A 16,965-nucleotide genomic window follows, 5' to 3' on the forward strand; every position below is an offset into this window, starting at 1 on the left:
AATGTCTAAAATATCCTCTGTGCTCAGACTTTTATGCGTGTTTTGGCTGCGCCAGCGGGAAGGTTGTCTCCCACCCACCACCCAGTGCGTTATACAGGCGCACCAGATCGTCCGAAATTGTCGCCGTGCTTTCAGCCAGACTGGTCTGGGAGGACAGAAGCCTGCGCTGGGCGTCCAGCACCTGTAGGTAGCTCTGCAACCCATGTGTGTACTGGCTCTGTGCCAGCGCCATGGAGCGCTGGTCTGCTACGACCTGAGCACTGAGCCGCTGGTTTTTCTTCTGCTCTGCCTGGTAGGCCGTGAGCGCATTGTCCACCTCGCGCCATGCATTCAGCACCGTTTTGCGGTAGCGCAGGGCGGCGGCCTTCTGGGAGGCTTTTTTCATCTGCAACTGACCTGTCAGTCGTCCCCCCTGAAAAATGGGAATGGTGATGGACGGCCCGACATTCCACATCCGCGAGCTCCACATCCCCATGTCACGGAAGGAGAAGGACTGAAGGCCAAAGCCTGCATCAATCGTGACCTTGGGGTAAAAGTCGGCCATAGCCTGCCCCACTTCGGCCGTAGCCGCATGCAGTTCGGCTTCTGCCTCACGGATATCCGGGCGGCGGTGCGCCAGCTCGGATGGCAGGCCAATGGGCACAGCGGGTGGCACCAGCGGAATACCCGCAGTTTGCACCAGTTCGGTATTCAACCCTCCCGGCGGTGCCCCCATCAGCAGATTGATGGCGTTGATCTGCATGGCAATGCGCTGCTCATACTGCGGCACCAGCGCGCTGGTGCGTTGCAGTTCGGACTGTGCGCTATCCACATCCAGTTCGCTCACCAGTCCACTTTTGTACCGCGACTGGCTGAGCTGGAGCAGTTTTTCCGCTGCGTCGCGGTTGGCAAGGGTAATGCGCAACTGTTCCTGCAGACTACGCAACTGCATATAATCCGATGCCAGCTCGGACTGGCGGGCGATCAGGATTCCGCGACGTTCCTCCATGGAGGCATCCGTGTAGGACTTGGCGGCCTCGTACTGCCTGCGCACACGCCCCCACAGATCGACCTCCCAACTGGCCTGCACGCCGTCCTGCCAGTTGTTCAGCAACGGAATGGTTGCCTCGGAGGACTGGCTGGTCAGCATTTCTCTCAAACCGGCGTCTGAGGAATTCTGGCCAATGCGCTCCACAATCCGCTGCAACTGCTTGCTGCTATGCTGCACACGGCTATACGAGCCGGAGGCTGAAAGATCGGGAAAACGCTCAGCCCCCGCCAGCAGCAACTGGCCACGGCTGACAGCAAGCTGCTCGGATGCTTGCAACACATCCAGGTTCTGCGCAGCCAGACGCTGCTCAAGCGATGTGAGCTCCGGGTCATGGAACACAGACCACCACTGGACATCTGGCGCCAGCTCCGTGGGAACGCTTAGTGCGTTGGTACGCTGCTGCGTTGCGGCCTGCTGCCATTGGGCGGGGGACCACGTCTGGGGCTTTTTGTAATCTGGCCCCACAGCGCACCCTGCCAGAATAAAACCGGCCGCCAATGCGCCTGCCCGCCGTGCATTCCTTCTTGCCACCCGCTTACCCTCGTCGAAATTATGCGCCTGCTTTAATATGCGTTATAACCGCTACGCTGACCGACCAGTTCGGTCAGGGCATACCCTATCGTCTTTCCCTACCGCGTCAATCACAAGTCTCCAAAGCCCGAAGATCCATGCCTGCATCCTCCCCAGTTCCCGTCCTCTCCAGTTCCTCCTGCATGGGGGAGTCCGAGACTAAACGACAACAGATTCTAACAGGTGCCAGCGCGGTTTTTGCCGAGCATGGCTACGAGGGCGCGAGCATGTCCGCCATTGCGCGGCAGGCCGCTGTCTCCAAGGGGACGCTGTATAACTACTTTGCCAACAAGGCAGACCTGTTTGCCGCCTTTGTGGAACAGCGCTGCCGGGAAAAACTACCCGTAGCCCTTGCCCCCGTACGTGAGGATTCGCCCCCGCGGGAGACACTGACCGCCGTGGCCCGCGCCATGGTCCGCCTGATTACCCAGCCCGAGAGCCTGATGCTGTACCGGATCATTGTCTCCGAAGCACCGCGCTTTCCCCAGCTTGGGGCCATATTCTGGGAGAACGGCCCCCGAGTCGGCATTGCCACACTGGCCAACTGGATACGCGAGCAGGAGGCACGGGGCACACTGGCAACGGAAGACCCGGTCTTTGCCGCCGAGCAGTTTTTTGCCCTCTGCCAGACGCGCATAGCCCATCTCCGGCGCTTTAACCTAAGCCCCGAGAACAGTGAGGCAGATGAGGAAAAGGTCATTCATGCCGCGGTCAAGGTATTCATGGCGGCTTACGGCACACCAAGCGCGCCATAAAAAAAAGCCCGTGTGCCACAGGGGCATACGGGCTTTTTGAAGCGCGGGAGGTGGAGAACGCTTACTTTTTAAGCTCTTCCACCAACTGCGGCACAACCTCGAACAGGTCGCCCACAATCCCGTAATCCGCAACCTGAAAAATCGGGGCTTCGGGGTCCTTGTTGACCGCCACGATCACGCGGCTGTCCTTCATGCCCGCCAGATGCTGGATTGCGCCGGAAATACCAAACGCCATGTACAGCTCTGGTGCCACGATCTTGCCAGTCTGGCCGACCTGCAACTCGTTCGGCACAAAACCGGAATCCACAGCTGCTCGGGATGCGCCAACAGCAGCACCCAGAGCATCGGCCAAGGGGTCCAGAGCGTGGAATTTTTCCTCGCTGCCCATGCCACGACCGCCAGAAACCACCACGCGGGCCGATTCCAGATCGGGGCGTGCGGAGTCCGAAAGCTGAACGGCCTCAAACCGTGACACATCGGGGCTGTCCACGACCGCCACAACTTCAACCGGAGCGCTACCGCCCTCAGCCGGTGCCGCATCAAAGGACGCGCTGCGCACGGTCAGGACTTTTTTGCTGTCCGCAGACCGCACGGTCGCCAGCGCATTCCCTGCGTAAATCGGGCGGACAAAGGTCTGCGCGTCCACAATGCTCACCACATCGGGGATCGGCTGCACGTCCAGCAGGGCGGCAGCGCGGGGCAGCACGTTTTTGCCCGTGGCACCAGCAGCAGCCACAATGTGGTCGTACCCACCTGCGAGCGAGACAAGAAGGGCAGCCAGAGGCTCGGCCAGTTCGTGCGCATAGCGTGCATCCGCCGCGTGCAGCACCTTGGACACACCCGCAATACGGCTTGCAGCCTGCGCCAGAGCGGCATCACCCGTAACCAGCACATGCACATCACCCAGACGGGCGGCGGCGGTTACAGCAGAAAGGGCTGCCTTTCTGATCTGACCACCTTCATGATCCAGAAGAACAAGAGCGGTCATGTTCAGATCACCTTTGCTTCGTTACGCAGTTTTTCCACCAGCTCCGTTGCGGAGCCAAGCTTGATGCCCGCCTTGCGTTCGGCAGGTTCAGCAACACTGACAATGCTCAGGCGCGGTGCCATGTCCACGCCCAGATCGGCAGCGGCGATGGTTTCAAGCGGCTTTTTCTTGGCCTTCATGATGTTGGGCAAGGAGGCATAGCGCGGCTCGTTCAGGCGCAGGTCCGCCGTAACAATGGCTGGCAGGGCGAGTGAGACCTGCTCCGTGCCGCCATCAATCTCACGGCTGACAACCACGCGCCCATCGGCCACATCCACCTTGCTGGCAAACGTGCCCTGACCCCAGCCCAGCAGACCAGCCAGCATCTGGCCGGTTGCGTTCATGTCATCATCAATGGCCTGCTTGCCCAGCACAACCAGTGAGGGGCCTTCTTTTTCGACCAGTGTTTTCAGCACTTTGGCAACGGCAAGGGGTTCGGGGCTTTCATCGCTCAGCACCAGAATGGCCCGGTCAGCGCCCATGGCCATAGCGGTACGCAGGGTATCCTGCGCCTGCTGCACACCAATGGACACGACAACGACTTCCGAAGCAGCGCCTTTTTCACGCAGGCGCACGGCTTCTTCAACCGCAATTTCGTCAAACGGGTTCATGGACATCTTGACGCCAGCGGTTTCCACTCCGCTGCCATCCGCCTTGACGCGCGGTTTGATGTTGTAATCAACAACCCGCTTTACAGGTACGAGTATCTTCATGACTTCTTTCGCTTGCAGACGCAGGATGGTTCGGACGGTTCTTTATCGTACTTTGACCAAAATTCACATACCAGCCGGATAATTGGGCCCACCACCCCCTTCGGGCGTGGTCCAGTCTATATTCTGGGTGGGGTCTTTTATATCGCATGTTTTGCAATGCACGCAGTTCTGGGCATTGATTTGCAGATGTGGGTCTGTCTGTTCATCCGCCACTTCGTACACACCTGCGGGGCAATACCGCGCCTCTGGTGCGTGGAACACATCCCAGTTGACCGTTTTCCACAAGGATGGGTTTTTCAGCCGCAGGTGGACCGGCTGGTCCTCCTCATGATTGGTGGCGGACAGGAACACCGAGGACAGGCGGTCAAACGTCAGCTTGCCATCGGGTTTGGGATAGAACGGCTTTGCACACAGCCCGGCTGCACGCAGGGTCTCGTTATCCTGATGTTTGAAGTGCAGCGTCCACGGGGCGCGGCCGCGCAGCACCATGGCGTCCAGCCCTGCGTACACGGCCCCGCCCATGGCGCCAAAGCGTGCAAAAGCCGGGCGGATATTCCGTGCCGCGCGCAGTTCCTCCCACAGCCAGGACTGGCGGACCTTCTGGGTAAAGGAGCCCGGCTCCACGCGGTCGGTCTTTATGGCATCCACCACGGCTTCGGCTGCCAGCATGCCCGACTTCATGGCTGTGTGTGTGCCCTTGATCTTGGGCACGTTCAAAAATCCTGCCGAATCCCCGATCAACGCACCACCGGGGAAGGTCAGGCGCGGCACGGACTGCAAGCCACCCTCGGACAGGGCACGCGCGCCGTAGGAAATACGCCGCCCCCCCTCCAGATGCTGACGGAAAGCCGGGTGCAGCTTGACGCGCTGCATTTCCTCAAACGGGGAGAGCCATGTGTTGGCATAGTCCAGCCCGACCACAAACCCGTAAGACACAAGGTTGTCGCCAAAATGGTACAGCCATGCACCACCATAGGTGCCATTATCCAGCGGCCAGCCAAAGCTGTGCTGCACCAGACCGGGGCGATGGTTCTCGGCCGGGATTTCCCACACTTCCTTAATGCCAAGGCCGTAGGTCTGCGGGTCCACGTCCTTGCGCAGGTCATAATGCGCCATGACCTGCTTGGTCAGGGAGCCACGGCACCCTTCGGCAAACAGGGTATAGCGCCCGCGCAGTTCCATGCCCGGCTGGTAGTTGGGGCCGGGTTTGCCATCACGGCCAACGCCCATGTCGCCCGTTGCCACACCCACGACGCGGTTGCGTTCGATCAGCACCTCGGCTCCGGCAAAACCGGGGTAGATTTCCACCCCCAGTTCCTCGGCCTGCGTGGCCAGCCAGCGGCAGACCTCACCCAGACTGACAATATAGTTCCCGTGGTTGGCCATGTGCGGCATGACCTTGTCGAGCATGGGAATGCGAATGCTGCCTGTTTCGGTCAGGTACAGCATATCTTCGGCTGTCACTGGCGTTTCCAGCGGAGCGCCACGCTCGCGCCAGTCGGGGAGCAGCTCGGCCAGAGCGCGCGGCTCAATAACCGCACCAGAGACGATGTGCGCCCCGATCTCGCTCCCTTTTTCAATCAGGCAGACACTGGTCTGGGGCGAAAGCTGGCGCAGGCGGATGGCAGCAGCCAGTCCGGCGGGACCACCGCCAACAATGACAACATCGAACTCCATCGACTCACGCACAGGTTCACTCATTCCCGTTTTATCCCCGTTGAAATTTCTGTAGCTTTCCTAAACCCGATTTGTCACAGAATTGCAAAAAACGGGCTCCCCGGCCCGTTTTGCTCTATTTCTGCCGAACAGGAAAGGTCAGGACTGGGTCGTACGTGGCCCAAAGGCCAGTTCGTGCACGGCACGCCAGTTTTTATCGACAAAATTTACAATCAGCGTGCGCCGCGTTCCCCGGATCGGCCGGGCGACAAAACCGTGCCACGTCTGATCGGATGGAATGAACAGGACAGCTGAATTGAATACGCCGGATGCGCGGGCGACAGACTCGCCCTGCGGGGTCATCAGGTCCGTACCCCATTGCTCCGCCTCCTCTCCGGTGGAAAGAGAGATCAGCAACGTCAGCTTTTTGGCGCCAATGTCAGTATGGGGTTCAAGCCAGAATCCGTCCGTATCCAAGCATAACTCCAGACGCAGAGCCGCCTCGTCCAGCGGGGTCTGACAGACATGCTCGAACATGGCCCGCATGGGTTCCCCGTCCAGCAGTTCCGCCATGCGGTTGAGCCGCGCATCCTTGGCCCGGACTGCGGGGTCCACAAACACACGGTAGGCATTGCGCGTCTCACGCCGCCCACCAACATCGCCTGCGATGGCGCTCTCGCCCGGATTCCACTCCAGCAGCGCGTCACACGCATCAGGCTCCAGAACGTCCTCCAGCATCCAGTGCGGGAACGGGTACGTGGCGGCGGGCGTCTGGGCCAGCCTGTCCGACAGGGCGAGGTGTCCCGCCCGTTCGGGCAAAGGAGCATCAGCACGCATGGTGTCCGATCCTTCCGCTGAAACAGAAAATACGTGTGAAAACCAGAGAAGCCGGGCTCTTACGGCATAGGTTTAGTCAACAATAAGCTGTTCTTCCATGCGCCAAAACAGCGCGCCGATCAAGTTGCATGGCAGAAATGCCAATTTGACCGGCCTGTTTTACAACACGCTTACAGCGCGCCAGAAAACCGTGGAGCCGGGGCTTTGCCTGCACTGGCCGCAGCCAGTTCTTTTTGTCTGGTATCAAAAACCGCAGCAACATTACGCAGGAACGGACGCCCTTTTTCCGTAACCTCTATGCGGCTATCCGTGCGTGTGACCAGCCCATCATGCTCAAAGGGAAGCAGGCTGGCCAGCTCCGCCTCAAACCCGTTCAGGCCCGGATTATCGGGAATATCGCCCGCACTCAGGTCCACCGCCAGATCACACATAATCCGTTCAATAATGGCCCCACGGCAGCGGTCTTCCGCCGTGCAGGCCACCCCGCGCAAAATCGGCAGGTCTGCCGAATCGGCCAGTGCGCGCGCATAGGTGGCAACGGTGGGAATATTCTGTGCAAACCCTGCGGGAGTCATGGAAATGGCAGAGGCCCCCATACCCAGCAGAACCGGGCAGGAATCTGTTGTATAACCCTGAAAATTGCGGTGCAGGGTGCCTGCCCGCGCGGCCATTGCCATGGCGTCATCCGGCAAGGCGTAATGGTCCAGCCCGATGGCCTGATACCCCGCCGCCTTGAGCACCGTATCAATCTGCGCGCGCTGGGCCAGCCGCTCGGGAGACGACGGGAGCGACTCCTCGGGGATGAGCTTCTGGCGCTTCTGCTTCCACGGAATATGGGCATAGCCGAACACGGCCAGACGGTCAGGGCGTAGCAGGGCAATCCGGCGCGCCGTCTCCCCCACACTGTCCACGGTCTGGTAGGGCAGGCCGTAAATCAGGTCGATATTCACACCCGTTATCCCGGCTGCGCGCACCTGATCAATACAGCTCTGTGTCTGCTCAAAGGACTGAAGCCGCCCGCAGGCCTGCTGGACCTTTTCGTCCAGATCCTGCACCCCAAGGCTGATCCGGTTGAACCCCAGATCGCCCAACAGCGCGGGATAACCCTGCGGCACATGGCGCGGGTCCATCTCCATCGCCAGTTCGGCATGGTCTGCAAAACGGAAAAAAGTGCGTACCGCCCGCATAAGCTGGCGCAGGGACGCAGGGGGCAATGTGGTGGGTGTGCCACCACCAAACTGGAGATGATGCACAATGCGCTGCTCGCCCGTAAGGGCTACAACCCGGCGCATTTCCTCGCGTAGCAGGTCGCCATAGGCTACGCGCCCGTCCTCATGCCGCATGACGGAGGTATTGCACCCGCAAAACCGGCAGAGCTCATCACAGAATGGAACATGAAAATAAAGCGAGACAGGCAGGTCTGCTGGCAGCGTACGCAGCCAGCTTTCCACATCCTGCGCCCCGACTGCATCCGAAAAACTCGCAGCAGTCGGGTAACTGGTGTAGCGCGGCAGATTCCCGCCGTAGCGGGAAATCAGGTCAGAGACGGAGTCCGCGCTCATCAGCTTGGATCAGAAGCGGTATGCAATACCGGCGGACACCACGGTGGGGTCCAGGGATTCGTGGGCTCTCAGCTTCACGTTTTCATCGCTGCTTTCGGCCCATGCATGCATACGCACGAACATCTGCTTGACATCAGCATTGAAGAACCAGTTGCCAACCAGCTGGTAATCGAAGCCAACGTTAACAGCCGGACCACCGGTGAACCCAGCGTTCAGCTTGTTGGTGATACCATTGTTCGCAGCGTGGATATTGTGGAACCACATGGCGGTTGCACCCACACCCACATACGGGTTGAAACGCTTGTGGGGACGGAAATGCCAAGCGACGGTCAGCGTGGGGGGTAGAACCCAGGCAGAACCCAGATCAAGCTTGCTGTTACCAAGGAGCGAACCACCGGTTGCGGACACTTCATGGCGTGTGCTGGTTGCGATCAGGTCGACAGACAGGTTGTCGGTGATGAAGTATTCAACCGTCAGTTCAGGCATCGCCTGATTGGTCGTGGAGGTGTGCGCACCGTTCAACACGCCGTTGATGGAAGAACCACCAATGCTGCCAGTGATCTTGCTGTCACGGTCCTGCGGCAGAACACCAACGCCGGACAGACGGATCATGATGTCGCCTTTGCCCGTACCAATTTTGGTGCTGGCGCAGGTTTCAAAGATACCGCAATGGCTGGCAGGCTTCTGCGCATCAGGGATGCGGTTCATGACCGGAGCATTAACAAAAGCAGCGTTGGGCTGCGCTGTCTGCGCCTGAGCGGCACCCGTCAGGGCGGCTACACCAGCCACTGTGGCTGTCAGAAAGGAACGGAACTTGACCATTGTGTTTTGTCTCTTCCACTGCACTGTAATTCTGTGCCGGAAAGACCACGCTCACGCCAATGCAACCTTGATTTAGATCAAGTCCGTGTCATACTGCAAAAAGATGCGTTAAAGCTGTGTCATTTTCACCACAGCCCCTGCTTTCGACTTTCTTGCAGTTCTGGCCTGCAATTAAAATGATCCCACTGCATGATTGATTTATGTCAACAACAGCCTAAAGCTTAGTGGCCTGTAATCCCACACGTGCCCCAACCGTTATAACAAACAGTAACAGGTTCAAACCAAACGGTTTTCTGGATTTCATGTATGACCTCTTCCTCCCCCCCTCCTGCCCTTGCGCACTCTGCTGGAGTGGCTCACGCACATAAAGGGGATGGAGATGTCCTGCGCTGCCTTGTGTGTGACATCCGAAACAGGAGCCTGTGCAGCAGTATGGATGAGGAGGGGCTTGCGGCCCTTGCCCATTCCTCCCGCCAGCTACAGCTGCCACCGGGCACCACGATTGTTGAAGAAGGCGAGCCGGCTCTTGCGTTTTTCAACGTTACGGGGGGTACGGTCAAACTGTTCAAGTCCCTCCCCGACGGGCGCAGACAGATTACCGGCTTTGCCGATGCGGGCCAGTTTCTGGGCCTGAGCACGGCGCAGACGTACTCCTTTGGGGCGGAAACGGTGGATAACGTTCGCCTGTGCCGCTTCCTGCGCCCACAGCTGGAAACGCTGCTGAGCGACTACCCCACCTTTGAGCGCCGCCTGCTGGCTGCCGTGACCGACAAGCTGGCCGAAGCGCAGGAACAGATGCTGCTGCTGGGCCGCAAAACCGCGCGGGAGAAGGTGGCAACCTTCCTGCTTGACCGGATGCGCGCCTACCACCTGACCATGGGACACACACGGCAGGAGGTGGAAAATCTGGCCTCTGTTCCCATGACGCGGGTAGATATTGCTGATTATCTGGGCCTGACCATTGAGACCGTAAGCCGGACCATAAGCGCCTTCCGCCGCAGCCATCTGATTGCCAGCACGGAAAACCACCGGATTCGGATTCTATCTGTGGCCACCCTGCTCAACATCGCCTCCGGGCAGAAGCCGGATTAACCTGCCCGGCCCAGATGGGACCCCCCTTGAGGCAGTAACCCACCATTAAAAAAGGGCCGGCTCCAATGGAGTCGGCCCTTTATGTTCCAATACTCAGGAACGAGAACTCTTAATTCTCATCATCATCCCCGCCAGCGGTATTGTCCGTTGGTGCACCTGCACTGCTCCCATCGGACGAAATGGCAATAAACAGGGACTGTCCATCACGCAGAATCCGCAGCAGCAGCGGTTTTTGGCCGCCATGGCGGTTTTAACAAGGGCGACCGCAGCCTTGGGGGTATCCACCTGCTGGCTCCCCACGGCCTGAATAACATCCCCCGGACGAATACCGGCCTGATCTGCGGGGGAACCCGCCTCCACATCACTCACCACAACGCCGTGTGCATCCTGTGGCAGACCAAGCTGCTGGCGCATGTCGCGGTTGAGCGGCGCAAGGGCCACGCCCAGATGCTGCCCGCCAACGGCACTGCTCGCCTTGCCCGTATCACTCGTAGCCGTGGCAAGGTTGCCAATTTTCAGGTTGACCGTCTGCGCCTTGCCTGCACGCACATACCCGATGGTCACCTGTGTACCCGGTGCCACGGCGGCCACACGCACAGCCAGATCATGCGGGGTGGTAATTTTCTGGCCATTGAAGTCGGTAATCACGTCTTCCGCCTTCAGACCTGCTTTTTCTGCCGGGCTGTCCGGGCTGACGCTGGCTACGAGCGCACCTGCAGGCGGCGCTCCGGCTACGGCAGGAGCAGGCAGGTTGAGCGCACTGGCCATAACGGGGGAGATGACCTGCGCGTTCACTCCAAGGTAGCCCCGCACGACATGGCCGGTCTTGCGCAGCTGGTCCACCACACTGCGCACCGTATCGGAGGGAATGGCAAAGCCAATACCAATGGAGCCACCACCGGAGGGGGAGAGAATGGCGGTGTTCACACCCACCACCTTGCCGTCCTGCGTAAACAGCGGGCCACCGGAGTTGCCGCGGTTGATGGGAGCGTCCACCTGAATGAAGTTGTCGTAAGGCCCTTCGTTAATGTCACGCCCGCGGGCGGAGACAATACCTGCCGTAACCGTGCCGCCCAACCCATAAGGGTTGCCAACAGCAATAACCCATTCACCCGGCTGCACGTCATCAGATTCGCCCAGTTCGATAAAGGGCAGCTTCTGCGTGGGGGTTACCTTGAGCAGGGCAAGGTCTGTTTTGCCATCGCGGCCGACCACCTTGGCGGGCAGGGTTGTGCCGTCATCGAGTGTGACACTCACCTTGGTCGCGCCTTTGACCACGTGGTTATTGGTCACCACATAACCATCGGCGGAAATAACAAAGCCCGACCCGCGCGCTTCCACCAACTGCTTGGAGGACTGGGGCATCATCTGGAACGGGAATGGAAAGGGGAAAGGCCCGCCATTGCCGCCCATACCACCACCCTCACCTTCCAACGAGTCGGAACGGATCATGGAGGTAATGGAGACCACGGCGGGTTTGACCTGTTTGACCAGCTCCACAAAATCAGGAATGCGCTGGGCGGGGCCGCTGGGCTTGATTACACTGGACGTGTCCGCCCAGGACGGAACGCCAGCCCATGGCCCGGCGGCAAAAACCAGCATGCTGCCAGCAAGCAGAGCACGGCTCCACATGCGGCGGCTGCCACGTGTGCAAACATTTGTCACAGATTTTTCCGTCATCACGATCTTGACTGTTCCTTGTTTAACCCAAGCAGGACTGTTTCGGGTGATCCCGGTCTGATGTGGCAGCCACCTGTGCCAGATAGCCACCAAGCCCCTGTTCCACCTTACGTCCTGTAAGCTAACATGGTTTCTTTTGAGGGAAAAAAAAGCCTTCACCCATGCCAGATTACAGACTTTTTTCAGCCCGCTGGGCCGCCCCCATCGCCCCGCAGAGTCTGAAAACTTTTGAGCAGCCCTGCCGCCTCCCGCTCGCACACACCGCCCACAATTTCGGGCCGGTGCAGGGTCTCTGCCCGGTAAGGCAGGCGGGCACCGTGCTCCACAGCCCCTCCCTTGGGGTCATATGCGCCAAAAACCAGACGCCCTACCCGAAAGTGGGCCATGGCCGCAGCACACATGGGGCACGGCTCAAGGGACACAACCAGCGTACAATCCGCCAGCCTGCGGCCCTGCCGCTGGCGTACGGCCTCGCGCATGACCAGCATTTCCGCATGGGCGGAGGGGTCTTGCAGTTCCTCCACCCTGTTCCCCGCCTGCGCCAGCACGGTGCCCTGCGCATCCAGCAGCACGGCACCAACCGGCACTTCGCCCCGTGCTGCGGCCAGGCGCGCCTGTAACAGGGCCATACCCATGCCGCTCCCCGCCCCCTTACCGTGCAGGGGGCCGGTCATACCCGCATCACAAAACATTTCAGTGTCATTTATGGCCCTCACCGCGCTGCGGAAGAATGTGATGCCGCAAACGTCACATTCTTCTTGCAATCCAAACTGTAATTTTGCCATCCTGCCTTAAAGCTGCCACGATCGGGTTTGCAACAAAGTGTGATTGTAATCTGGTCATGGCCTGCTGGTCCCTCACTCTTGGCTGGAAAGGTCGGAACCATGCATTCTCTCTCTTTCATTCTGGCCGCGGCTGCAATGGGATTTGGTCTTGCCGTTGCAGACAGGCTTCCTGGCGAATCCGCAACGCCTGTGGCGGCACAGGTCGCCAACAGCCGCATGATACCCCTGAGTATTCCATCTTTCCTGACCCGCTAGGACTGGCCGGGGACCTGCACCGGCACCGGCAGAGATCAGGATAAAGATGCAAAACGCCGCCACCTGTGGCACCTGACATGGAACCGTCGCGGTTTTTTCATGGCTTTTCGTGCAGGATCACAGGCTTATGGCAGCACAACGCCCCGTTATAGGCATAACCCTAGACTTGGAAGAGGGCGGGGTAGACCAGTATTCGCGCTTTGCGTGGTGCGCCCTGCGCGAGAATTATTTAAGCGCCGTGGCAACGGCAGGGGGACTGCCTGTGGCACTCCCCCTGTTTCCACAACTGGCAATAGAATATGTGGCCAAGCTGGACGGGCTGCTCATAACCGGTGGTGCGTTTGATATTGACCCCCTGCTTTATGGCGCAACCGAGCGCCACCCCAGTGTAACCCTGCGCCCACGCCGCACACGGGCGGAAAATGCCCTGCTGGCGGCCGCATTGCAGCGCAATATTCCCGTCCTTGGCATATGCGGGGGCATGCAGCTGATTGCGGTATCGCTTGGGGCAACACTTATCCAGCACATCCCCCACACATACCCTACCGCCCTCCCACACGAGCAGCCAAACCCGCGGGACGAGGCAAGCCACGGCGTGGACATTCTGCCCGACACCCTTCTGGCCGGCATAACCGGTGGGGCCAGACGCATTGGCGTAAATTCGGCCCACCATCAGGCTGTGGCAACGTGTGGGCGAGGGCGGGTGAATGCCATTGCAGAGGATGGCGTGGTAGAGGGGATTGAAGACCCGGACCATCGTTTTTGCCTTGGGGTGCAATGGCACCCGGAATTTGGCATAGACCCGGCAGACAGAACTCTTTTCAAGGCCTTCATACAGGCATCAGGAGAACAGGCGTGACGCAGGAAGCGCGGGGAGAACGCATTGCAAAGTGGCTGGCACGCTCAGGAGTAGCCAGCCGGCGCGATGCAGAGCGCATGATTGAGGAAGGGCGCGTACGCCTGAACAGCCAGAGTGTTACGCACCCGGCAACCTTTGTCACCGATGGCGATATTGTTCTGGTGGACAACCAGCCGGTGTCCGCCCCCGAGCGCACAAGGCTGTGGCGCTACCACAAGCCCGACGGGCTGGTGACAACCCACAAGGACCCGGAAGGACGTCCAACCGTTTTTTCCTCCCTGCCAGAGGGCATGCCCCGCGTGATCAGCGTGGGACGGCTTGACCTGAACAGCGAGGGACTGTTGCTGCTGACCAATGATGGCGAACTGGCCCGCAGGCTGGAACTGCCCTCCAACGGCTGGCTGCGCCGCTACCGTGTGCGCGTGTTTGGTGTGGTGGACGAAGCCCGGCTGGCCTCTCTCGCCCACGGGGTTGTGCTTGATGGCGTGCGCTACGGACCCATTGTGGCCGCCCTCGATTCGCGCAAGGGCGATAACGCGTGGCTCACGGTCTCTCTCAAGGAAGGCAAGAACCGCGAGATCCGTAAGGTCATGGCGGGGCTTAACCTGCACGTCAGCCGCCTGATCCGCACCAGCTACGGCCCGTTCCCCCTTGGTACGCTGCAAAAGGGCGAGTTGGAGGAAATTCCCCCCCGTGTACTGCGCGACCAGTTGCCCAAAGCGCCGGAAAAAACCGCAGCACCACACAATGCTCCGCGCAACGCCGCCCGCAGCAAGGCCCGCTGATGGTCCGCATTATTGCCGGGGCGCGCAAAGGCCGGGTGCTGGCAGCACCCGGCGGTGGCACCACCCGCCCCACGGCCGACCGGGTACGTCAGGCACTGTTTGACGTGCTGGCCCACGCTCCATGGGGTGGAGCAGTCCTGTTAGAGGGCGCGCATGTGCTGGACGCCTTTGCAGGCACGGGGGCACTTGGGCTGGAGGCCATGTCCCGCGGGGCGGCTCACGCCATTTTTTTTGAGACAGACCGCAATGCCCTTGCCGCACTGCGCACCAATGTGCACGCCTGTGGATGGGCCGGGGACTGCCAGATTTACCCGCGCGACGTCACCAACCCGCCTGCTGCCCGCACAGCACCGGCAACCTTGCTGTTTCTGGACCCACCCTACCACAAGGGGTTGCCCGGCAAGGCACTGGCAGCCCTGAGCGCCAAAGGCTGGGTTGCCCCCAACGCCATAGCCGTAATTGAAACAGGGCGGGATGAACCCCTGCCTTTTGCCGATGACAACGCAGAGGCCCCTCCCTGCCCGCACGACCTGCTGGCCGAGCGCCAGCATGGGGCTGCACGGCTGTCCATCTGGCGGCTGGCATAAGACGCCACATCACAAACTCCCGACATCTACGGTAGCGCAGCGGCCACCTGCTGCGCTACACAGACCAGAACAAAACGGTTTTACAGGTTACAGAAGGCGAAAAGAAACATGGCTGGAAGCGTTAACAAGGTCATTCTGGTCGGCAATCTGGGCAAAGACCCAGAAGTCCGCTCCAGCCAGAGCGGGCAGAAAATTGTCTCCTTCTCCCTCGCCACCAGCGACACGTGGAATGACCGTGCATCGGGCGAAAAGCGCGAACGCACCGAGTGGCACCGCGTTGTCATTTTTAACGACCGGCTGGCCGATGTGGCCGAACGGTTCCTGCGCAAGGGCCGCAAGGTTTACCTTGAAGGCGCACTGCAGACCCGCAAATGGACCGATCAGGGCGGGCAGGAACGATACACGACCGAAGTGATCGTGGACCGCTTCCGTGGCGAACTGGTTCTGCTCGACAGCCGCAACGGCGGTGAGGGCGAAGGCGGTGGCTTTGGCAGCAGCTACGGCGGCTACAGCACTGGCGGCGGTAACTCGGACTACGGCAACTCTGGCGGCAATGGTGGCGGCTCGCGCCTGCCTGCCCCGCAGCGCGGCGGCGGTGGTGGTGGTGGTGGCGCATCTTCTGGCGGATGGGATGCCTCGGGCAGTGGCGATCTGGATGATGAAATTCCGTTCTGAGCTTTTCTCCCTCTCCGCTGCATATCAAGGGGGCCGCAACCGCGCGCCCCCTTTTTTCATGCCGGTTTCTGGCCTTTGCCCCTACGCCAGCACGTGGAACAGCCCCCCAAACGCACAGATGGCGCAGGGAACATGCCCTCAGATTTTATTGAAATTTTAATAATCCCATTATTTCTATTTATTACTTTTTCCAAATATCAGTTTTTCTTTATCTTACTGAACGATAATTTCTGCTTTTCTTGGCACAGACTGCGCATAAATTTCTTGGCGCATGAGCATGATGCCGGTATAAGCCGCGTCATTCTTTCAAGGCAGGCTTCCTGTCATTGCAAAGGCTGACGATAGACATGATTACTTTACCGCCAGATTATCGCCCGTCAGAAGATGAAGAGTTCATGAACCCTCTTCAGACGGAATACTTCCGGCAGAAACTGCTCAAATGGCGCGCTGACCTTTTGAAAGAGGCGGGGGATACCCTTGCCAGCCTTTCCGAAGGGGGCATTCATGAAGCCGACATTACCGACCGCGCCAGTGTGGAGACGGATCGTGCGCTGGAACTGCGCACCCGCGACCGCGCCCGCAAGCTGATCGGCAAGATCAACCTTGCGCTCCAGCGGGTGGAAAACGGCAGTTATGGCTACTGCGAGGAAACCGGTGAACCCATTGGCCTGAAACGGCTGGAGGCCCGCCCGATCGCGACCCTGTCCATTGAGGCGCAGGAACAGCACGAGCGTATGGAAAAAACACACCGGGACGATTAATTTTCGTCTTTTTTTGTTCTCCCCACTCTTGCGGTGGTGCGCCCAAAAGGCTAGAACCCCGCAAGCAGTGCTGCTGTAGCTCAGTGGTAGAGCACTCCCTTGGTAAGGGAGAGGTCGACAGTTCAATCCTGTCCAGCAGCACCAGCACTCCCCCTCTACATTATTATTCTCCACCCATGCCTTAGCGGCGGGGAATATGGGCCTACAAGCCACGCCTCCAGGTGTACATGCCAGCATGCGCTGCGGCTTCTACCCTGTAGGGCCACACATATAGCCAAAACAAAAAAAGACCCCGCACCATGGCAGGGTCTTTTGCATATACTCTACACGCGCCCACTAACGCAGGCAGGGCACTCAGCCACGTGGCGGCCCCTTGGGACCACCACCACCCGAACCACCGCCGGGTCGCCCACCACCGCCAGACGCGCCTGAATCGGATGGACCTGCGCCGGGGCGTTTGCCACCACCAAAACCGCCGGGACCACCACCGCCAGAGCCACCGGGGCGTATGCCG

General features: G+C 59.8%; 16 protein-coding genes, 1 tRNA gene and 1 pseudogene. 9 read left to right on the plus strand and 9 right to left on the minus strand.

Annotation, left to right across the window (positions count from 1 at the left end):
- Nucleotides 1–31: 31 nt before the first annotated feature.
- Nucleotides 32–1,528 carry an efflux transporter outer membrane subunit gene (locus JCM25146_RS13330; protein WP_025828621.1) on the minus strand — a complete coding sequence of 499 codons (1,497 nt, stop codon included), beginning with the start codon at nt 1,526–1,528 and terminating at the stop codon, nt 32–34.
- Between the two features lie 170 nt (nt 1,529–1,698).
- Here JCM25146_RS13330 and JCM25146_RS13335 point away from each other — a divergent pair, with 170 nt between their 5' ends.
- Entirely contained in the window at nt 1,699–2,355 is a 657-nt protein-coding gene (locus tag JCM25146_RS13335; protein ID WP_025828623.1) for a TetR/AcrR family transcriptional regulator, read from the plus strand.
- A 61-nt stretch (nt 2,356–2,416) separates the two neighbouring features.
- Here JCM25146_RS13335 and JCM25146_RS13340 read toward each other — a convergent pair whose 3' ends face one another.
- The 6 genes from JCM25146_RS13340 to JCM25146_RS13365 all read right to left on the minus strand — a co-directional run bounded on the left by JCM25146_RS13340 (nt 2,417) and on the right by JCM25146_RS13365 (nt 8,972).
- Nucleotides 2,417–3,343, minus strand: coding sequence for an FAD-binding protein (locus tag JCM25146_RS13340; RefSeq protein ID WP_025828626.1), 927 nt, complete (start codon nt 3,341–3,343; stop codon nt 2,417–2,419).
- A gap of 2 nt (nt 3,344–3,345) precedes the next feature.
- Nucleotides 3,346–4,095, minus strand: coding sequence for an electron transfer flavoprotein subunit beta/FixA family protein (locus tag JCM25146_RS13345; RefSeq protein ID WP_025828628.1), 750 nt, complete (start codon nt 4,093–4,095; stop codon nt 3,346–3,348).
- Between the two features lie 63 nt (nt 4,096–4,158).
- Entirely contained in the window at nt 4,159–5,796 is a 1,638-nt protein-coding gene (locus JCM25146_RS13350) for an electron transfer flavoprotein-ubiquinone oxidoreductase (protein WP_025828629.1), read from the minus strand.
- Nucleotides 5,797–5,910: 114 nt separating this feature from the next.
- Complete coding sequence (locus tag JCM25146_RS13355; protein ID WP_025828631.1) at nt 5,911–6,588, minus strand: 2OG-Fe(II) oxygenase; 678 nt, start codon at nt 6,586–6,588, stop codon at nt 5,911–5,913.
- A gap of 170 nt (nt 6,589–6,758) precedes the next feature.
- Complete coding sequence (gene hemN, locus JCM25146_RS13360; protein WP_025828633.1) at nt 6,759–8,150, minus strand: oxygen-independent coproporphyrinogen III oxidase; 1,392 nt, start codon at nt 8,148–8,150, stop codon at nt 6,759–6,761.
- 9 nt (nt 8,151–8,159) lie between these two features.
- Nucleotides 8,160–8,972, minus strand: a complete 813-nt coding sequence (locus tag JCM25146_RS13365) for an OmpW/AlkL family protein (RefSeq protein ID WP_025828635.1) — start codon at nt 8,970–8,972, stop codon at nt 8,160–8,162.
- Nucleotides 8,973–9,278: 306 nt separating this feature from the next.
- Between JCM25146_RS13365 and JCM25146_RS13370 the strand changes: the two genes are divergently transcribed.
- Complete coding sequence (locus JCM25146_RS13370; protein ID WP_051544251.1) at nt 9,279–10,064, plus strand: Crp/Fnr family transcriptional regulator; 786 nt, start codon at nt 9,279–9,281, stop codon at nt 10,062–10,064.
- Between the two features lie 109 nt (nt 10,065–10,173).
- Here JCM25146_RS13370 and JCM25146_RS19490 read toward each other — a convergent pair.
- Together JCM25146_RS19490 and JCM25146_RS13380 are read right to left on the minus strand one after the other, a co-directional pair.
- Nucleotides 10,174–11,744 (minus strand): annotated as a pseudogene (locus JCM25146_RS19490) (Do family serine endopeptidase).
- Between the two features lie 182 nt (nt 11,745–11,926).
- Complete coding sequence (locus tag JCM25146_RS13380; protein WP_025828637.1) at nt 11,927–12,418, minus strand: nucleoside deaminase; 492 nt, start codon at nt 12,416–12,418, stop codon at nt 11,927–11,929.
- Nucleotides 12,419–12,628: 210 nt separating this feature from the next.
- Between JCM25146_RS13380 and JCM25146_RS23005 the strand changes: the two genes are divergently transcribed.
- The 7 genes from JCM25146_RS23005 (at nt 12,629) to JCM25146_RS13420 (ending at nt 16,595) form a co-directional block, all read left to right on the plus strand.
- A complete protein-coding gene (locus JCM25146_RS23005; RefSeq protein WP_180539496.1) occupies nt 12,629–12,784 on the plus strand; it encodes a hypothetical protein in 156 nt (51 codons plus the stop codon).
- 127 nt (nt 12,785–12,911) lie between these two features.
- The gene (locus tag JCM25146_RS13390; RefSeq protein WP_025828639.1) at nt 12,912–13,643 is read left to right on the plus strand and encodes a gamma-glutamyl-gamma-aminobutyrate hydrolase family protein; all 732 of its coding nucleotides are present in this window, start codon (nt 12,912–12,914) and stop codon (nt 13,641–13,643) included.
- Complete coding sequence (locus JCM25146_RS13395; protein WP_025828640.1) at nt 13,640–14,428, plus strand: pseudouridine synthase; 789 nt, start codon at nt 13,640–13,642, stop codon at nt 14,426–14,428. The genes JCM25146_RS13390 and JCM25146_RS13395 overlap by 4 nt, the downstream gene beginning before the upstream one ends.
- Nucleotides 14,428–15,015 (plus strand): 16S rRNA (guanine(966)-N(2))-methyltransferase RsmD, encoded by a 588-nt coding sequence (gene rsmD / locus JCM25146_RS13400; protein ID WP_025828642.1) that lies wholly within the window; start codon nt 14,428–14,430, stop codon nt 15,013–15,015. Before JCM25146_RS13395 ends, rsmD begins: the two co-directional genes overlap by 1 nt.
- 108 nt (nt 15,016–15,123) lie before the next feature.
- A complete protein-coding gene (gene ssb, locus JCM25146_RS13405; RefSeq protein ID WP_025828644.1) occupies nt 15,124–15,690 on the plus strand; it encodes a single-stranded DNA-binding protein in 567 nt (188 codons plus the stop codon).
- Nucleotides 15,691–16,037: 347 nt separating this feature from the next.
- A complete protein-coding gene (gene dksA, locus JCM25146_RS13415; protein WP_025828648.1) occupies nt 16,038–16,451 on the plus strand; it encodes an RNA polymerase-binding protein DksA in 414 nt (137 codons plus the stop codon).
- Between the two features lie 69 nt (nt 16,452–16,520).
- Nucleotides 16,521–16,595: transfer RNA gene (locus tag JCM25146_RS13420), tRNA-Thr, on the plus strand.
- The last annotated feature ends 370 nt before the right edge of the window (nt 16,596–16,965 follow it).

This window comes from Acetobacter okinawensis JCM 25146 (assembly GCF_000613865.1).
In the GTDB taxonomy this organism is placed as follows: Bacteria; Pseudomonadota; Alphaproteobacteria; order Acetobacterales; family Acetobacteraceae; genus Acetobacter; species Acetobacter okinawensis.